The 17,175-nt window shown below is 49.5% G+C and carries 15 protein-coding genes; 10 read left to right on the top strand and 5 right to left on the bottom strand.

Annotation, left to right across the window (positions count from 1 at the left end; translation table 11 throughout):
• Positions 1 to 88 precede the first annotated feature (88 nt).
• Positions 89 to 955, bottom strand: a complete 867-nt coding sequence (locus CRO57_RS12815) for a LysR family transcriptional regulator (RefSeq protein ID WP_097153830.1) — start codon at positions 953 to 955, stop codon at positions 89 to 91.
• 260 nt (positions 956 to 1,215) lie between these two features.
• Between CRO57_RS12815 and CRO57_RS12810 the strand changes: the two genes are divergently transcribed.
• From CRO57_RS12810 to CRO57_RS12800, 3 genes are all read left to right on the top strand, one after another.
• Positions 1,216 to 1,851, top strand: a complete 636-nt coding sequence (locus CRO57_RS12810; protein WP_097153829.1) for an FMN-dependent NADH-azoreductase — start codon at positions 1,216 to 1,218, stop codon at positions 1,849 to 1,851.
• 314 nt (positions 1,852 to 2,165) lie between these two features.
• Positions 2,166 to 4,058 (top strand): PhoX family protein, encoded by a 1,893-nt coding sequence (locus CRO57_RS12805; RefSeq protein WP_097153828.1) that lies wholly within the window; start codon positions 2,166 to 2,168, stop codon positions 4,056 to 4,058.
• 112 nt (positions 4,059 to 4,170) lie between these two features.
• Positions 4,171 to 4,500 (top strand): rubredoxin, encoded by a 330-nt coding sequence (locus tag CRO57_RS12800; RefSeq protein WP_210200858.1) that lies wholly within the window; start codon positions 4,171 to 4,173, stop codon positions 4,498 to 4,500.
• A 137-nt stretch (positions 4,501 to 4,637) separates the two neighbouring features.
• On the opposite strand, the gene CRO57_RS12795 is transcribed toward CRO57_RS12800, so the two are convergent.
• Positions 4,638 to 4,946 carry a hypothetical protein gene (locus tag CRO57_RS12795; RefSeq protein ID WP_097153827.1) on the bottom strand — a complete coding sequence of 103 codons (309 nt, stop codon included), beginning with the start codon at positions 4,944 to 4,946 and terminating at the stop codon, positions 4,638 to 4,640.
• A 246-nt stretch (positions 4,947 to 5,192) separates the two neighbouring features.
• Between CRO57_RS12795 and tnpA the strand changes: the two genes are divergently transcribed.
• From tnpA to CRO57_RS12780, 3 genes are all read left to right on the top strand, one after another.
• Positions 5,193 to 5,621 carry an IS200/IS605 family transposase gene (tnpA, locus tag CRO57_RS12790; protein ID WP_097153826.1) on the top strand — a complete coding sequence of 143 codons (429 nt, stop codon included), beginning with the start codon at positions 5,193 to 5,195 and terminating at the stop codon, positions 5,619 to 5,621.
• Between the two features lie 534 nt (positions 5,622 to 6,155).
• On the top strand, positions 6,156 to 7,859 hold the full coding sequence (locus tag CRO57_RS12785) for a cache domain-containing protein (protein ID WP_097153825.1): 1,704 nt from the start codon (positions 6,156 to 6,158) through the stop codon (positions 7,857 to 7,859).
• Between the two features lie 388 nt (positions 7,860 to 8,247).
• A complete protein-coding gene (locus CRO57_RS12780) occupies positions 8,248 to 9,711 on the top strand; it encodes an MFS transporter (RefSeq protein ID WP_097153824.1) in 1,464 nt (487 codons plus the stop codon).
• Positions 9,712 to 9,746: 35 nt separating this feature from the next.
• On the opposite strand, the gene CRO57_RS12775 is transcribed toward CRO57_RS12780, so the two are convergent.
• Both CRO57_RS12775 and CRO57_RS12770 read right to left on the bottom strand, forming a co-directional pair.
• The gene (locus CRO57_RS12775; RefSeq protein WP_097153823.1) at positions 9,747 to 11,324 is read right to left on the bottom strand and encodes an ABC-F family ATP-binding cassette domain-containing protein; all 1,578 of its coding nucleotides are present in this window, start codon (positions 11,322 to 11,324) and stop codon (positions 9,747 to 9,749) included.
• Positions 11,325 to 11,795: 471 nt separating this feature from the next.
• Positions 11,796 to 12,689 carry a LysR family transcriptional regulator gene (locus tag CRO57_RS12770; protein WP_170956083.1) on the bottom strand — a complete coding sequence of 298 codons (894 nt, stop codon included), beginning with the start codon at positions 12,687 to 12,689 and terminating at the stop codon, positions 11,796 to 11,798.
• Between the two features lie 104 nt (positions 12,690 to 12,793).
• Here CRO57_RS12770 and CRO57_RS12765 point away from each other — a divergent pair, with 104 nt between their 5' ends.
• From CRO57_RS12765 to CRO57_RS12745, 4 genes are all read left to right on the top strand, one after another.
• Positions 12,794 to 13,588, top strand: a complete 795-nt coding sequence (locus tag CRO57_RS12765; RefSeq protein ID WP_097153821.1) for a VOC family protein — start codon at positions 12,794 to 12,796, stop codon at positions 13,586 to 13,588.
• A 37-nt stretch (positions 13,589 to 13,625) separates the two neighbouring features.
• Positions 13,626 to 14,396 carry a nuclear transport factor 2 family protein gene (locus tag CRO57_RS12760; protein WP_097153820.1) on the top strand — a complete coding sequence of 257 codons (771 nt, stop codon included), beginning with the start codon at positions 13,626 to 13,628 and terminating at the stop codon, positions 14,394 to 14,396.
• A gap of 13 nt (positions 14,397 to 14,409) precedes the next feature.
• Positions 14,410 to 14,760, top strand: coding sequence for a hypothetical protein (locus CRO57_RS12755; RefSeq protein ID WP_097153819.1), 351 nt, complete (start codon positions 14,410 to 14,412; stop codon positions 14,758 to 14,760).
• A gap of 1,220 nt (positions 14,761 to 15,980) precedes the next feature.
• Positions 15,981 to 16,205, top strand: a complete 225-nt coding sequence (locus CRO57_RS12745) for a hypothetical protein (RefSeq protein ID WP_097153817.1) — start codon at positions 15,981 to 15,983, stop codon at positions 16,203 to 16,205.
• A gap of 309 nt (positions 16,206 to 16,514) precedes the next feature.
• On the opposite strand, the gene CRO57_RS12740 is transcribed toward CRO57_RS12745, so the two are convergent.
• Positions 16,515 to 17,072: a class I SAM-dependent methyltransferase gene (locus CRO57_RS12740; RefSeq protein WP_097153816.1), complete on the bottom strand. Its 558-nt coding sequence runs from the start codon at positions 17,070 to 17,072 to the stop codon at positions 16,515 to 16,517.
• Positions 17,073 to 17,175: the final 103 nt, after the last annotated feature.

The raw sequence follows: 17,175 nt of genomic DNA, 5'->3' as shown, positions 1-17,175 counted from the left end.
CCTGAATTTTGGGCCTTGAAGTCTTCCAAAACTGATAGAGGATCAGGACAAACAGAAACATCGATCTGATGTCGAAAGTGAAACCGGATTATTGAGAGTTAAATTTCAAGCCATAGGCAGAGTCTCTTATGATTTTCACAAGCGCCCTGGCAGATCTACTCAGATTTCTTGAAGATGGGACGATTGCAAAATGGGCCTCTGGCAAGGAAGGCAAGAGCGAATTCTGAGGAAGAGGTGCCAGACCCTTGGTGAGGCTTGACAAGGTTAGCGGCGTAACGCCCAGTCCTGCAAGAGCAGCAGACTGAACCCCCGCCAAACTTGGACTGGTGCATGAAAGTTGCCAGTTCGTGCCTCTCTTATCAAGACTGGCAATAGCAACTTCTCTATACGGGCACGGCTCAGGAAAAACTGCAATTGGCAAAGGCTTGCTCCAATCAGGTTCCCGCTGGCTCGCAAACGCCCAAATAAGCGGCTCGCTCCATAAATGTTCGGCACCTTCAATTCTCTTGCAAGTCGGACCAACAACGATGTCAATCCCACCTTCCTGCGCCTCCGGGAGCAGGTCTGTGGTCAAGCCCAGTTGAACTTGAATGGTTACATCCGGATGCTCTGAATTGAACGAGGAAACGATTGGCAACAACCAATTGGCAACAAAACCTTCGGAGCAGCCAAGTTTGATACATCCAGAAAGATCATCTGAGGAGCCGAGGCGAAGCATGGCCTGTTCATGCAAGGCAACGATTTGCTTCGCATAGCCGAGCAAAAGCTCTCCTTTCACCGTCAGCTTCTGTGTTCTGGTTGTTCGCTCCAGAATTACAAAATTTGCCTGCTCTTCCAATCTTTGAATTTGGGCGCTGACAGCTGACTGCGTGAGGTTAAGTCGCTCTGCGGCCTTTGTGATGCTTCCTGCCTCAACCACATGAACGAGACTACGAAGGAGTTGAGAATTAAACATAAAACCTTATTCAGTGATTTTCTTTCTGAATTGAAGTAAAATAATTCGTTTTATTTGTCAATAAATCAGTGACAATCTCTTCTGTGGCGAAACCGTCGTTTACCAGCAATCAGAAACCAGATCCGACAGCTCTTGATTTTTTGAAATCGTGGTAGCGGCCCTGGCCTGAATTCAAGCCAGCCAATCGGAAGCTCCGGTAGCCCAGGCGGAGATGTACTCCGCCGCTTGTGAACCAGATCAGTCCATGAAGGGAAAATCCATTGCCAAAAATTTTATATGTCGAAGCGTCTCCAAGAAAGGAACGTTCAGCCAGTATCGAAGTCGCAACTGCTCACATTGAGCAAATAAAGAAGAAACACCCGGACACCGAGGTTCGGAAGCTTGATGTATGGAATATGGAGCTACCGGACTTCACTGGACATATCATGGACGCGAAATATGCAGCATTAAGCGGTGTAGAACTTTCGCTTGCTCAGAAAGATGCCTGGGAGAAAATTCAGGAACTGGCTGCGTCATTTTTTTGGTCAGATCATATTGTGTTTTCCATTCCTCTTTGGAATTTTGGAATACCATATAAACTCAAGCACCTGATTGATGTGATCTCTCAAAAGGATATTCTGTTTTCGGTGACGGAAGATGGACTGGAGGGGTTGTTGGGAAAAAAGAAAGTCACAGCTATTTATGCGCGTGGCCTTAACTTTGACACAGATTCCCTGACACCAGCGCGTAATTTCGACTTCCAAAAGCCCTATATGGAGATGTGGTTTCGCTTTATTGGGATAAGCAATTGGGAGTCCATTGTCATCGAAAAAACTCTCTTTGGACCTGAGGTTGATCACGATGCTCGCGCCGAAGCGCGGCTGGCGGCGAGCGAGAAAGCTGACTTGCTGTGGTGAACTGGCAACGGTTACCACTTGTTTTGGTATAGTCTTCTTGTTGTGTCAGCAAATACTGAAGCGTCATTTATATGGTCTGGCCAAATAGGGCAGGCTGTCACAAGGCTGCAACGTAACGGGTTTATCGATTCATATCACTAGTCTGAAAAGCGTTGTTTCTTCAGATATAGTCAGGACCAAACAAATCCCGATGCATGGCGAGAAAGAATGACCATTGGTCATGTGCGGGATCGCAGCTATTGCCGACCATATCTCAGATTTCGTTTTACAGACAAAGAGGCTCGAACAGTAGACCAGAACTCAAAGGTATATCCATGTCTTCCAACCATGAAACCGAAGTCAGCTTTGACGATTTTGATGAGATTGTAAATCCACGTCCTGACGAAACCGATTTTGACCGGGTTGTCGAGGCTTCCATCAGTCGCCGTGGATTTCTCGGTGGCACTTTGGCATTCGGCAGTTTTGCCATGCTGAACAGCACTTTTTTGTCTACCAGTGCCAAGGCTGCGACCGACCGGTTCGCCTTTGAGGCCATTGCTGCCAACAGCGATGATGCCATCACAGTGCCCAAAGGTTACAAAGCCGAGGTGCTGGTGCGCTGGGGTGATCCGCTCTGGTCCGACGCTGCCGAGTTTGACCCTGCCACACGTGGTACGGCCAAGTCCCAGGCACGTGCATTTGGTGACAATACCGATGGCATGGATGTCTTTTCTCATGGTGATAAAACGCTTTTGGTGGTCAATAACGAATATACCAATCGCAAAATCATCTGGGGCAATCGCGAAGAGGGAAAAGCCGCCAATGATGATGATATTGCCAAGGGTAAGAATGCCCATGGCCTCTCTGTCGTGGAGATTGCATTCAAGGATGGAAGCTGGAGTCTGGTGAAAGACAGCCCTTATAACCGTCGTATCACTCCGGACAGCGAAATGGAGCTTACCGGGCCTGCTGCCGGGCACGATCTGCTGAAAACGGCTGCGGACCCGACCGGAACCAGATCGCTGGGGACATGGAACAATTGCGGCAACGGTAAAACCCCTTGGGGCACCTATCTGGCATGCGAAGAGAACTTCAACGGCTACTTTTCCTCGAGTGATGAGAGCGTTGAATTGTCATCTGAGCTGAAGCGCTATGGCATCGGTAAGAAGGACTGGGGATATGGCTGGGCAGCAATCGACGAGCGCTTCGATGTTGCCAAGCATCCGCAAGAACCCAATCGTGCCGGTTATGTCGTGGAAATAGATCCTCGCGATCCCAATTCGACACCGAAAAAACGCACGGCTCTGGGCCGCTTCAAGCATGAAAATGCGGAATGTGTGGTCAACAAGGATGGCCGTGTTGTTGTCTATATGGGGGATGATGAGCGTGGCGAGTTTCTGTATCGCTTTGTCTCCAAAGGTGTCTATGCGCCGGGTGGGGAAACCGATACTCTTCTGAGTGAAGGATCTCTTTATGTTGCCAAATTCCATGACAATGGTGCTGGCGAATGGCTTGAGCTCAATCCTGAGACCACCGGCATGGCCAGCCAGGCGGAAATCTGCATCCATGCGCGTATCGCTGGATCCAAGGTCGGCGCCACCACCATGGATCGTCCTGAATGGGTTGCAGCCAACCCCAAAGCGGATGAAGTTTACTGTGCTCTGACCAATAACAAGAACCGTGGCATCAAGCCGAACAAAGGTGGTGATTTGACGCCGGTTGGTGGTCCGAACCCGCGTGAAGCCAACAAATATGGTCAGATCTTGCGATGGAAACCAAATGCTGGTGACCATACTGCCAAAGGCTTTGCATGGGATCTTTTCGTGATTGCTGGTAACCCGACTGTCCATGAAGATGATCGTGCCGGATCTGACAATGTCAATCCGGATAACATGTTCAATTCTCCGGATGGTTTGAAATTTGACTCCAACGGCCTGCTCTGGATTCAGACGGATGGCAATTATTCCAATGAGAAGGATTTTGCCGGACAAGGCAACAATCAGATGCTGGCCGGTGATCCTGTTACCGGAGAGATCCGCCGCTTTCTGGTTGGCCCAAAACAGTGCGAAGTAACCGGCCTGTCCTGGACCGCTGATCGCCGCACCATGCTGGTGGGTATTCAGCATCCTGGCGAGCGTGGCGACAGTCATTGGCCAGAAGGCGGTGATAGCGTTCCTCGCTCTGCAATCATTGCTGTCACCCGTGAGGATGGCGGTCTTGTAGGCTAAATCGCCCTTCAGGTGGAACAAGCTTGCTGGCCGGGTCCCTTGGGTTGCCCGGCCAGTTCCTTTTGAGCTTATGCCCAATGAATATGGATCAATTCGGTACTGGAACCTGACCATGGCCAAACCGAAAATGACAGACCGACGTGATATTTTGGCGTTGATCTTTGCTGGTATTTTTGCAGCTTTCGGTGAGCGTGGTGTGCAAGCTGAGCCGAATACCAAAGTCATCAAGCTGGAAAAATGGTCCTGCACCAATCACGATTGTGATCCTTACATCTATGATCCTTCGGTGGGCGATATGAATATCAATGATGAGGATAATCCCATTCCGCCAGGTGTTGCCTTTGAGGATCTTCCCGATGACTGGATCTGCCATGTCTGTGGCGATCCCAAGAGCCACTTCGAACCGATGGGGGAGTGGGTGGACGTCGTCTTGCAAGTCTGAAAAGGTGCATGAAATGCTTTGATTCAATCCTTCCTGATCCTGGATAGATAGTTTTCTGCGATATCAATCCGAATGCCGCATTGTGCCTGATGTGGTATGTCTGCAGTTACTGTTTCCAGTCCAATTGCAGTCAAAATCTAAATAAGGTGGTGGCCGCTCATCTGCACATAAATTGGGTGCTCACTGGACATGCGATTGTAGAAGCGCCCCCACCATCGTTTGGAACGATCATAGGCATTGCGTGTCGTCGACGTTCTCATATGAAGAAACTGGATCAGGCTTTCCAAGGTATGATTGGTTATCTCTGTTTGCGCCGACATCATACGTCCAATCGACGCCATACCACCCGACGCCCCCATTCCCAATGATTCTCCTGCGGTATTCATGCCTTGAGTGAGCGGCTTTCCAGAGACTATGATGGTTGGAAAGCGAGTAAGATCATACATAGGAAAAACCTTCTTTCAGCCTAGTTGTGGTGCGAATTTGTTGGAAGTCACAGATCGGTTCAAATCGTTTGACAAAGTGTTGCACAGCTTATGTGGTGCCGACGTGAAAAACTCTTCCTGTGTTGTAAGGAAGGCTATTTGGCGCTTCATGATCATTGGATATAACCATGTTAAATGTTCATTCTTTATGTGGCCGTAGACAGATTAGCCGTGGATGAATGAGCCTTGAGACGATATTCTGGTTTCATGGAAGTCATCAAAACGTCCCACAGCATGTATTGCCTTCGATATGATGTGGTGTGGGTTTGCAAATATCGTCGCAAGATCCTGAAGCCTGGTGTCTGTTCGTACATCCGTAAAACTCTGCCCGGCCTGCTGCGCGCAATGCCCGGTGTTACGATAGAGACAATTGGCTTTGACCAAGACCATCTGCATATGTTGATGGTCATTCCTCCCAAATACAGTATTGCAGACGTTATGGGGCAGCTAAAAAGCCAATTGGCGTCCCGTATGCGTAAATTCTTTCCGTGGCTTTCGAAAGTTTATTGGAAGGAAAACATTATCTGGTCACCTGGCTATTTCGTGAGCAGTGTCTGGCTGGACGAAGAAACGATACGTCGCTATGTGGAGCACCAAGGGCAGCAGGATTCAGGACAACTCCGGCAGGAGTTGTAAGCAGACGCGATAGCGGGCGCAAGCCATAGGACCCCGGCTTTAGCCAGGGGTATCTATGTACGTAGTATGAGCAATGAGTAAAACCCTGCGATTGAAAGGATTTTTCGGCGAGTTGGTGGTGTTTAAACCCCACCCATCGAACCAATTGTATTGCATATCATCCCAAGCATCGCCCCTCCGGTCAGATCGCTGGAACTCATGCGCTCCATGGCCGCCCACGGCAACGGCGTCGGCATCAGCTATTCCCGCCCACCCGGCGCACCTGCTATGACGGCGAAACGCTTAAAACCATCCCCATCATCACCCCGGAAGCCAAAGTCGACATCAAACTGATCTGGTCAAATTTGGCCGAGCTGGAGGATTTGTTTGAAGAGGTAGCAAGGTGCTTGGTTGCTGTGCTGCAGGAGTGAAACGTCTTTTCATTAACTCTCGCTAAAGTTGCTTGTCATATTTTTTGAGCGTCTCCCGAGTTTTGCGGAGATGATTTCCGCCCCATTTCAAAGAATTCGCTAACGACAAGTGGTTCCATTCAAAATGCTGAAATTAATATACAAATACTCCCTGGTAGCCGTGCTGTGCTCGTTTCTCGTTGTTGGCTTTATAAGAACCGCGATTGCGTCACCAGCCGAACCAAACATCGAGCAATTGGCAGAAAAACTGGTTTCGGATATTCGCGCTGACGGGTTGAAGAAAGCTTGCCAAAGTTTTTCAGCTATAGAATCTGAGTTCCGAGATCGAGCCATGAGGATCATGGTTCTCAATTATGAAGGGGTCATGATCTGCAATGGTTGGGGCGGCTCGTTAGGTAAAAATATAAGCGAAATGAGAGGCATCCATGGCAAGAAATTCATTCGGGAGCAAATTGGTGCTGCACTAGACGGAGGAGATCAATGGCTTGATTATCGTGGGAGCACGCAAAAGCGTGATGAAGCCATTCAAAGATCTGGCTATGTAGCAAGAATCAACGATGAGATGTTTCTAAGCTTGAATCTTCACAAGCTATTGCCTTCAAAAATTTCTGAAAGCAAGTTGGCCAAATTAGCTGTTTCAGCGGTTGATCATTTTAAACGTGTTGGCAGAGAAGAAGCGTGTGCTGACTTTGCGTCTGAGCAACATGTCTATATTGGCGATGGATACCATATTGAAGTGTATGACGGTACGGGTACTGCTATTTGTCATGCCATCAGGCCAAACCTAAATGGAATGACAGCAAAGGCCATCCAAAAGCAAACGAAAGAGACGTATGTACAGGAGTATCTGAAAGCTGTAAAAAGTGGTGGTGATGCATCGCTTAAATTCAACCAATTACCTGTTGGTCGAGACTTGATGATCGAGCAAAAAGCTTTTGTCAAAGTAGCTGATCAGAAAACACTCGTTATTGCCAGTTCTCATGAAACTCGTGCTGTGTGGCCCATGTCTCGAGAAGCAGTGAATCTTGCACATCGCGCGGCCTCTCACATCAAGGAAGTTGGGACAGAGAAAGCATGTGCAGAATTTACCAAACGATCAAAAGTATTTTCTGTTGGTTATCTCCATCCTATGGTTTTTGATTTGGAGGGTGTTCGTATCTGTGATCCGCTTAACCCACGGTTTAATGGGAGAAACATATCCAGACTGGCTGATATAGACGGCAAGAGATTTGTGACGGAATATATTCGTACCGCTCGCAGTGGTGGTTTGAAATGGGTGGAGCAACGAAGATATTCACAAATTTTAGATATGAAACAAACGCTTAGGACTTATGTTGTGAATGCAACTCAAAGCGCATTTGTTGTGGTAGAAATGCACTCGGTGCCTACTCTCACACCGAGGGATGAGGTTGCCATTTTGCTTGCGAGGAAGGCCAAAACCACGGTCTCACAATTTGGAGTTGAAACTGCCTGCAAGAAATTTGCTGATGAGAGTTCAGAGTTTCGCGATACAGACAAGCACATAGAATTGTATAAAAACAATGGAACGCAAATCTGTAATCCAGACAAACCCCAGTTCAATGGCAGGGGATTAATAACTCTCGATGACATAATGCAAAGGCCATTTATTAGGCATTTTGCAAATGCTTCGAGTGCAGGAGGACAGATGTGGGTCAATTTTCATTGGATGTCATCCAATCGGGACAAAATTGCAGAGAAAAAGGGCTATGTGCTGCCCCTTGATAACGAGAGTTTTGTGGTTGTCCCAATTCTCAAGGACGAAAGATCAGTATGGGGACTGCATTCTTACTGGCGCTCCAATCCATAATCTCGCTTAAGCTTGAATATGATCTGGTGAAACAGGCGGAAGTGTTTCGGTGCTCAGACGACGGGGTGAAAATTTGCTCCCTAAATTGCCTCGAAAATATCTTCAGACAGATACCTGCTGCCCCTAACCCACAAAAGCAGGGGTGCTGTCGGATAGGAGTTTTATGGCGGTGAGGGTGAGGAAGCCGTAGGTGATTTTTATCAAGATGTCCTGATTGACCAGAGCATGCAGGCGGGAGCTGATGAGCATGCCTGCAAACAGGATCGGGCGAGATAGCCTTTAGCCCTCAAAGCTCCACCCAATCCCACATTCTTTGACAAGATGAAATTTCTTCTTGACCTCAACTATACTTGAGGCTCGATACAGGTGGCGTCGAAAGGAGACGTCAATGTCGGATATGGAAGAAAATTTTTCGCATGATATGAGTTGGGGCGGGTTGATCTCGGGGCAATATGGACGGGCTCTGGCTGTGGTGAGTTTGGCCGTTTGGCTTCATGCCGGGGACAGCCTGATCGTCGCGACGATGTTGCCGTCGATCGTGGCGGAAGTCGGCGGCGAACACATGATCTCATGGTCGTTCATTCTATATGTTCTGGCGTCAGTGATAGCTGGAGCAACCAGCGCGCTTTTGACCATGTCCTTTGGGCTTCGGGTGCCGATGTTCTGGGCAGCGCTTCTGTTCGGCTTGGGCTGTCTCATCTCTGCTTTGGCGATGAGCATGCCTGTCGTGCTTTTGGGGCGGCTGCTTCAGGGCGCGGGGGGCGGCGTGCTGGTCTCGCTTGGCTTCATTGCGGCGCGGGTGCTTTTTCCGTCTCATCTGCTTCCTAAAGTGATGGCAGCGACATCAACGCTGTGGGGCGCTTCGGCTTTTCTCGGGCCGCTTTTAGGTGGTTTGTTCGTTGAATATGCAAGCTGGAGATGGGGTTTTGCCGCCTTTGCCATACAGGCCATTGCTTTGGCGCTGTTTGTCAGAAGCCAGAAAATCCCAGCTGATCAAATGTCCGAGACTGGCGAGACTTCAGAGGCTTCAGAGACTTCCGGGCCTTTGGGGGCGAAGCGCTCTGTTCCCTGGCTGGGCTTGGCTGTCCTGAGCCTGTCTGTCCTTTGCATTGCCATGGCTTCTATCAATGTTCGCCCGGTTCAAAGCAGTGCTTTCATTCTTGCCGGTTTGGCTTTGGCCGTACTTTTCCTGAAAGTCGATGCCCGGGCCGGGGCATCTCGCATGCTGCCAGCCCGACCGTTTGATCTGCGCACACCGGTCGGTGCGGCCTTGCTGATGCTTGCCTGTTTTTGTTCTGCGACGGTTACCAATTCGGTCTATGGCACGCTGCTGCTGACCAGATTGCATGGCGTCTCTGCTTTGGTTGCTGGCTATGTGCTGGCCTGTGCCGCCTTTGGCTGGTCGATTACGGCCTTTGTGGTGAATAGCAGTGCCGAAGAAAAGGACGCAAAGATGATCGGCATTGGCATGACGGCCGTTGCCACCAGTCTGGTCGCCTTTTCGTTTCTTTATCCGGTCGGTCCGGTTTGGATCCTGGCCATGATTGCGGGACTGAGTGGTGCAGGATTTGGCATGTCCTGGACCTTCATCTTGCGCAGGACCACCAGCCTTGTGGAGGAAGCGGAGATCCCTCGGGTGACAGCCGCCATCACGACGGTTCAGCGGGTGGGATATGCATTTGGCGCCGCGTATATCGGACTGGTCGGCAATGCGCTTGGCTTTGAAGAGACCGCGGAGCCTATTGCCCTTGGTGAACTGGCACGATCCCTCTTCATGGCCTGCTTTCCCTTTGTTCTGTTAGGACTTCTGGCGACCTGGCAGTTTGTCAAACCCGGGCATGTCTCATCATAGCTGTGAGGGTTGAGTATGCAGACCATGCTGGTTGATCAAAGAACCAGAGAGCGGTCTATTCCGATATTTCTGATGAAAACCGGGTCATGGCTGACCAGTATGAGTGCTCCATCATAATCGGATAATGCGGCTTCCAACAGCTCGGTTGTCTCTATGTCCAGATGATTGCTTGGTTCATCCAGCAATAGCAATTGTGGCGGTGTTTTGCGCCCGAGTGTGCAGGCGAGGCCAACGCGCATCTGTTGGCCCCCGCTCAGCGTTCCGACCAGGCGACTTGCCGCCTTTGCGCGGAAGCCGAAGCGGGCAAGAGTGGCCTGACATTCATTCTGCGTTGCTTCTGGATCCAGACGTGTGATGTTTTGCAGAATTGTCTGGTCTGGATTGAGAAGTTGCATATCCTGATCAAGCAGGGCCATGGATACATGGAGGAACAGGGTGCCTGAGAGGGGTGTCAAATCCCCCATGATACAAGACAGCAAAGTGGATTTTCCGGTGCCATTGTTCCCTTCAATGGCAATTCTTTCAGGTCCTCTAATCTCCAGTGAAACGGATTGCAGAACAGGCCGGTCTGGTTCGAAGCCGAAATTCAGATCTTCCATATCGAGTACAGATCGATCTGCTGTTAGGCCGGTAGAAGCTATGTGTATGCTTAGAGGTTCGAGGATTTCGATTTTCTCTCGTGCTTTTTCCAGCGCTCTGTTTGCTTCTGCACACCGGTTTTGACGCAGATGGGCGTTTGCGCTGCCTGAATTCTCGCTGCGTTGTTTGGCGACATCCATCAGCATTTTTGATTGGCTGCCTGAGGCGCGAAGAATTCGCCCTTGTCTGTTCGTGCGTGCTTTACGTTCGGCAGCTTTTTGAGCGCGACGTTTGCTCTGGGCAACTTGTTGCTCTGCCTGAACATGATCATGCCGTGCGGCAGCAAGCTCCACATTCTTTTGGTGGCGATATGCGGCATAGTTGCCGCCGTAGCACCGTAGACCGAGCCCTGACAATTCGGTGATCATATCCATGTCGTTCAAAAGAAACCGGTCATGGCTTGCTACCATGAGGCCATGTGGCCAAGCTCGCAAAGCCTCAATAACCAGAGTGCGGCCTTGTTTGTCCAAATGATTGGTTGGTTCATCCAGGAATAGAATATCCGGGTCGCAAAAGAACAAGGCAGCAAGCGCCGCCCGCGTTCTTTGTCCACCAGATAGAGATGCCAATTGGCAATCTGGTGCGATATCATCCAGCCCGACACGGGCGAGAGATGCTGCCATCCTGCCCTCCAGCATCCAATCTGCTCCTGCAAAATCACTTGCTGTGGCTTCACCAGCTTCCATCTTTCGCAAGCTTGTAATCTGATCTCGCACACCGAACAGGTCTGCAATATTGTCATTTTCCGGAATACCGAGTGTCTGGGGCAGATATCCCACCTTTGCGTTACGGGAAATGCATCCGGAAGACGGTGCTATCTCTCCGGCCAACAAGCGTAAAAGGGTGGTTTTCCCGGCTCCATTGCGGCCTACAAGGCCGACATGTTCGCGGCTGAGTGAAAGATCAAGTCTGGAAAATAGCACGGTGCCATCTGGAGCTGCCCAGCGGACGTCAGAAAGTGTGATAGAAGGCATGAATAAAACTCAACTCGCAAGAATGTATCTGAAGGGTTCAGAGAGCGAGTTGGTTGTTCATCATTCTTTCCTCAATTGGGTGCAGTGCACTTAAAATACGTCATCTTATTCATCAAATCAACCGTGACCGTACGATTTCAATCGCCTCGTGTCAGTCCGCGGCGATGTCTTGAAACCGGGTCTTGGGCTGTGGTGGGAAGCTCTTATCCGTGGGGCAGGTTCTCTTGATGCGGTCTATTGGGAAGGTGCGGAAGTCGGCTTGTAGACTGTTACAGGCGGTGATGCAGCAGCGGACCAGTTGAAGGAGATATAGTGCGATGTGATCCCTGTTTGTCTCCCGCTTCCCTTGCATTCTGAGCTGGCATGGGAGGACATGCTGCATGTCCGCTTCGAGCCCAAACGGTAAATTGAATACGGTGCGACGAACGGCAGCTTTTCAGAAACTGATCTGATTTTGAGTGAAAGTGGTTTTCATGAAGACGATTGTGCCTTTATCTCATCTCGCATGAAATTGATGAAAGCTCTCACGCGAGGTTTTCGGAACGCTGACGGGAGCTGGACGCTTTGAATTGGCAATGTGCGCGACTGAAAGGACGGAAAGAGTTCGACCAGCCGACCCTTTTCAATATCATCGCCCAGAAAAACACTTGGACATATGAATATCCCCAAGCCCGCTCGTGTTGGTACCAGGCAAGCGGGCGGACTGTTAGCAATAAATGGACCGGATACAGGAACCTGTACGGTTTGCCCTTCAATCAGGAAAGGCCAACGGTTTGGGTCAGGATTATTGGCGTCTCGGATGCAAATGTGGTCAGTCAATTCGGTTGGATGTGAAGGTAAACCATGTTTTTCGAGATAGGATGGCGTAGCAACAACTTTCATATCGGTTTCGCCAAGTTTGCGAACAATCAGACTGGAATCGCTGAGGTTACCGATCCTGATTGCAATATCGAACCCACCCTTTGCGAGATCGACATAGGTGTCGGATAATTCCAGTTCGACCGTTACATTGGGATTCAGCTCGACAAAACGACTAGCGGCGCTGGCTACAGCTGTATCGCCATAGGTCAGTGGTGCGGCTATTCGCATGGTACCTTTTAGCCCGTCTGAGACATCAAACTCAGTCTCCAACTGTTCCAATTCAACCAGCACGCGACGCGCCCCTTCAAGATAACGTTCACCTTCGTGGGTCAGCGACATAGAACGGGTTGTTCGATGCAGTAGCGACATGCCGAGTTGATTTTCGAGTTGGGCAACGCGTTTGCTCACGAGCTTGTTCGAAATGCCCAAGCGCTGCCCGGCGGCAACAAATGATCCGGTTTCCACCACTGCTACGAAACTCTGCATTCCATCAATACGATCCAAGTAATTATCTCCTGATTGGCGATATATATTCCTATTTATCGCCATTTCGTGACTAAATATCAATCGCTATGTTTGGTGCAAGTTAGCGCATTGGAGACACGAACATGGCAACTTCGGACGCCCCCATTACAATTGGACAGGTCGCATTGACTGTCCGTGATCTGGACAAAACAGCGAAATTCTATGAAGACGTTATTGGTCTTGGTCTGATCAAGCGTGACGGTGAATCTGCGCTTCTCGGTGCAGAGAACATCCCGTTGTTTGAGTTGCGCCAAGACAAAAATGCGATGCCCTCCCCGAATGAGGCCGGGTTGTTTCACACAGCATTTTTGCTGCCAACAAGGCAAGACCTCGGCTCATGGTTGGTCCATGCGTCAGAGCGTGGGGTTAGACTTGAAGGTGCATCGCACCATGGTGTCAGCGAGGCACTTTACCTCAATGACCCAGAGGGCAACGGCATCGAGATTTACCGAGACTTGCCGCGCGATGAATGGGCCCGTAGTGGCAATGCCGTTCATATGACCACCCGCCCTTTGGACTTGAAGTCATTGACACAAAAGTTTGGCAACTGGACGGGTGTGCCAAAAGATACAGTTATCGGCCACGTCCATCTGCGTGTTGGTGATGTCACCGAAGCGGCGAACTTCATCACCCAGAAGATAGGAATGGTGCAAACATTCCAACTTCCCTCAGCCCGCTGGTTTGGATCAGGTGGATATCACCATCATCTGGCGGTCAACGAATGGCAGTCACAGGGCGTTGGGCGTCGGCCTGCCGGAACTACCGGATTAGCCAGTATCGAACTGTTGGCTGAACCAAATGTTCTTCCTTCGAACATCATCACCGACCCGTGGGGCACTGAATTCAAAATCATTGCAGCACAATCGCGGGCCGCATGAAAATTTCCAAAACCAAACCGACATAAGGAGATAATAGATGTCAATCAAAGAAATCGTTTTGCAAGCTGTAACCGCAATCTTCATCCACTTCGATCCCGAAGCGGCAGAGCAACTGCTTGCCAAAGATTATATCCAGCATAATCCTGCAGTCCCAACAGGTGCAGCTCCTATCCTGGGATTTATCCCTGGCCTGAAAGACAGTGGTATCAAAGTCGATATCCATCGAGTGATCACTGAGGGTGACATGGTCGTCCTGCATACTACTTACAACAATGCGCAGGCGTTCGGTGCAGACACACTGGTCGGCTTTGATATATTCCGTGTTGAGGATGGCAAGGTTGCTGAACATTGGGATAACCTTACACCACTCACACCTCCGAATCCTTCTGGCCACACACAGACAGATGGTCCAACCGAGGTTGCTGATCTGGACAGAACTGCTGAAAACAAAGCACTTGTGACTGACTTCGTGGAAACCATTTTGAAGGGTGGAGATGTGGACCGGATCACAGATTTCCTGTCGACCGAGACATATATCCAGCACAATAGCCAAATCGCTGATGGTTTGGGCGGTTTGGGCGCCGCTTTGAAAGCAATGGCCGAACAGGGCATTCAGATGATCTACAATGATGTTCATATCGTTGTAGCGGAAGGCAACATGGTCTTTACAGCATCCGAGGGAACATTCGGTGGCAAACCGACTGCCTTCTATGATCTCTTCCGGGTGGCTGATGGCAAGATCGTTGAGCACTGGGATGTGATCGCGGACATTCCAGCGGAAATGGCTCACGATAACGGCAAGTTTTAAGCGGGTATTTGATATGAGAACACTATTATTCACCCTTATGATGTTTGTAGGGGGCACAGCTATGGCGCAAGATGCTGGTGTCATTGAGATTGTGACTATGAAGCTTGCAGAAGGGGTCACTGTTCAAGAGTTTAAGCCGGTCGATAAGGCCATCGAAGAGGAACATGTTTCCAAACAGCCCGGTTTCATCTCGCGCCAAGCGGCTTTCTCAGGCGGCAAATGGGCAGTCGTGGTCAGCTGGGAAAGTGCCGATGCCGCGCAAGCATCCATGGATAGCTTTGCTTCTGCACGTGCAGCCGAAAGGTTCATGAGCATGATCGACCCATCTTCCATGTTGATGACGCGCTACGAACTGGCCCGATGACAGCCTTCTAGAGCATATTCCCGAAAAGTGTGTGCGGTTTTCGGACAAGAATATGCTTGGAAACAATGACTTGGGCATCTTGAATGACCAGGTATTCATTCAAGATGCTCTAGAGTCCAAAAGCGCCCGTGGAGATCACGGGCGCTTTGTTATTTTGAAGAAATTTGATCGGCAAGAGCAGATATTCAATATTTACAAACGAAAGGCTGCAAGGGTCTGCAAAACTGACATCCCGTCTTGCTCTAAATCGCTTTGAGTTGGTCCGCGGCGATGTCTTGAAATCGGGTCTTGAAACCAGGTCTTGGGCCGCAATGAGAAACTCTCATCCGTAGGGAGGGTTCTCTTGATGCGGTCTATTGGGAAGGTGCGGGTGTCGGCTTGTAGACTGTTACAGGCGGTGATGCAGCAGCGGACCAGTTGAAGGAGATATAGTGCGGTGTGCTCCCTGTTCGTCTCCTGCGAGTAAAAAAGCGATTTTTGGCGAAAATCGGCCAAGAGAGGTTTTCCGTTCGCAATCTGCACGTTGCAGGCGTTTATCGAAAGCTGCTATTCGTTCATGACTTGGCACATGTGTGTATTCGGTGTTGACTGCATGAATTACAAGTGCAACGCACATTTTCATTACCCCAACCTAGAGTGCTGTATCATGGGAATGCTCTGCATTTAACTGCCTAGCTTCTATCTGTCCCGATACCAAAGAACACCAACGACAAGTGCCCAAACCACGTCGATAAACCAGATCAGGAGACCGAAAAAAGTTAGGAAAACCGTGACTGTGAGGACAAATGCCACGAGCATAACCAGCAACTGAAGAATGCCGGTTATTGGCTTTTTCATCATCAATGTACCGACGCCTGGTAGGACCAAATTACACAATATCTGAAGCACGGTGGTTCCTGGAAAATGGGTTCGAGCGGATGCAACGCAAACAAGAAGTGAGAGGTCATAGTGCCGCAATCAAAGACCAATTGAAAGCGGGGATTGTTCGCAGAGTAGCTGACCCAAGCCGGCTAACATCAGGTCGTTATTGAGGAATTTTTCGTATTGCTACATTTCAGCAACGGAAAACTCCATTGTCACAGAGATTTTTTTATGTAACGGTCAGCGCTTCGTGCCTACCATCGTCAGTGTCTTGCCAGGCCATCCAGACGCATTGCTTTCTAATTGGAAACTGGCAGTTCCAAAGAATTACTTGATGTCTTTTTTTGAGAGGTATTTCCATGAAGAAAACTGTGCTGTTCCTGTTTGTTACCGCATCTATGGCTCTGACCAGTGCCCCGGCATTTGCCCAGAACTATTGGGTTGTTTCAGTGAATGAGGCCGAGTCCCTTGCCAAAGGCATGGCACTCTGCAAAAGCCGAGCAAAACATCCAGATCGTTGCCGGTTTGTCAAAATGCTACGCAGCTCCGATGGCCGCTATAAAGCGGTTTACGTGGCCCATTAGACGACATGACCCTTTACAAGGGGTATCGTGAAGACCTTAGTTGCGCGTTGGTGGTTCTGAATTCAAACATCATGGCAAAGACAGGCAACCAACGCGCATTTGAGGAGGAGTCGATAGTCATTCTAGGCTAATTTTTTTGGCAAAGATGCCGACGCCACTTCTGTGAGAACTCTCTGTTGAATGGCCGCCGTGTCAAAATGGTTAGGCAATATTGCGGTGCAATGAAAGTCTGCAAGGTCCGCAAAGCTGGCTCTCGATCTCACCTTTAAATAGCTTCGAAATAGTCTGCTACGATGTCCTGAACCGGATCTAGCCTGCAATCTTCTGTGCGCCAAATTCCAAGATTTCCTTTGCAAGTTCGTAGCGATCAATTGACTTTTCTTCGATCGCAGTGAGCTTCCAGTTTGAGCCAAAAAGTAATTCAACATCAGCTATGTCGAAGAAGCGTTTCTGCTGTCCCTTCACCATATAGAAATTGGGTTGAATTTCCGTGTTGCCTGTCGCTCCGAAATTGTCATCTTTTTTAGAGTTCACTCTGACCACCATGAACCCTTCAGGTGTCAGTATCCGTGATATCTCAGAGACAATATCCTGTGTCATGCTCCAGCTGAAATAGTGCAGACACAAGCTGGCAACCACCACATCGAATGTACCTGTTTCGAAAGGCAGTTTCTTGCTGTGGTCTAGAACCAAAACCTCTTTGGCACCCTCTATTTCGGGTGGAGGTGACAGATCGCAGGCAATTACGGAACTCGCATGCTCAATAATTCTACGTGTATCAATTCCCGGTCCGCAGCCGAGCTCAAGTACGGATTTGCCATTTAGGTAATCTGCCCATTTGTCGATCCATGCAAAGTCTGATTTCATTGCTCCAACTCACCTCTGCTTCTGCAACCTGAGTGTAGGTCACAACTTTATGGTGAACAACAGTATCCGAGGAAAAGGACGTAAAGATGATCGGCACAGGCAT

Source organism: Cohaesibacter gelatinilyticus, from assembly GCF_900215605.1.
Lineage (GTDB): Bacteria > Pseudomonadota > Alphaproteobacteria > Rhizobiales > Cohaesibacteraceae > Cohaesibacter > Cohaesibacter gelatinilyticus.
Note: the sequence above shows the minus strand (reverse complement) of the source record. Positions and strands in the feature narration are given on the sequence as shown.

Bases quoted from the DNA above. Each gene is read 5' to 3' on its own strand.
- CRO57_RS12815 (WP_097153830.1), bottom strand. From the start codon at position 955: ATGTTTAATTCTCAACTCCTTCGTAGTCTCGTTCATGTGGTTGAGGCA.
- CRO57_RS12805 (WP_097153828.1), top strand. From the start codon at position 2,166: ATGTCTTCCAACCATGAAACCGAAGTCAGCTTTGACGATTTTGATGAG.
- CRO57_RS12800 (WP_210200858.1), top strand. From the start codon at position 4,171: ATGGCCAAACCGAAAATGACAGACCGACGTGATATTTTGGCGTTGATC.
- CRO57_RS12795 (WP_097153827.1), bottom strand. From the start codon at position 4,946: ATGTATGATCTTACTCGCTTTCCAACCATCATAGTCTCTGGAAAGCCG.
- tnpA (WP_097153826.1), top strand. From the start codon at position 5,193: ATGGAAGTCATCAAAACGTCCCACAGCATGTATTGCCTTCGATATGAT.
- CRO57_RS12785 (WP_097153825.1), top strand. From the start codon at position 6,156: ATGCTGAAATTAATATACAAATACTCCCTGGTAGCCGTGCTGTGCTCG.
- CRO57_RS12780 (WP_097153824.1), top strand. From the start codon at position 8,248: ATGTCGGATATGGAAGAAAATTTTTCGCATGATATGAGTTGGGGCGGG.
- CRO57_RS12775 (WP_097153823.1), bottom strand. From the start codon at position 11,324: ATGCCTTCTATCACACTTTCTGACGTCCGCTGGGCAGCTCCAGATGGC.
- CRO57_RS12765 (WP_097153821.1), top strand. From the start codon at position 12,794: ATGGCAACTTCGGACGCCCCCATTACAATTGGACAGGTCGCATTGACT.
- CRO57_RS12760 (WP_097153820.1), top strand. From the start codon at position 13,626: ATGTCAATCAAAGAAATCGTTTTGCAAGCTGTAACCGCAATCTTCATC.
- CRO57_RS12755 (WP_097153819.1), top strand. From the start codon at position 14,410: ATGAGAACACTATTATTCACCCTTATGATGTTTGTAGGGGGCACAGCT.
- CRO57_RS12745 (WP_097153817.1), top strand. From the start codon at position 15,981: ATGAAGAAAACTGTGCTGTTCCTGTTTGTTACCGCATCTATGGCTCTG.
- CRO57_RS12740 (WP_097153816.1), bottom strand. From the start codon at position 17,072: ATGAAATCAGACTTTGCATGGATCGACAAATGGGCAGATTACCTAAAT.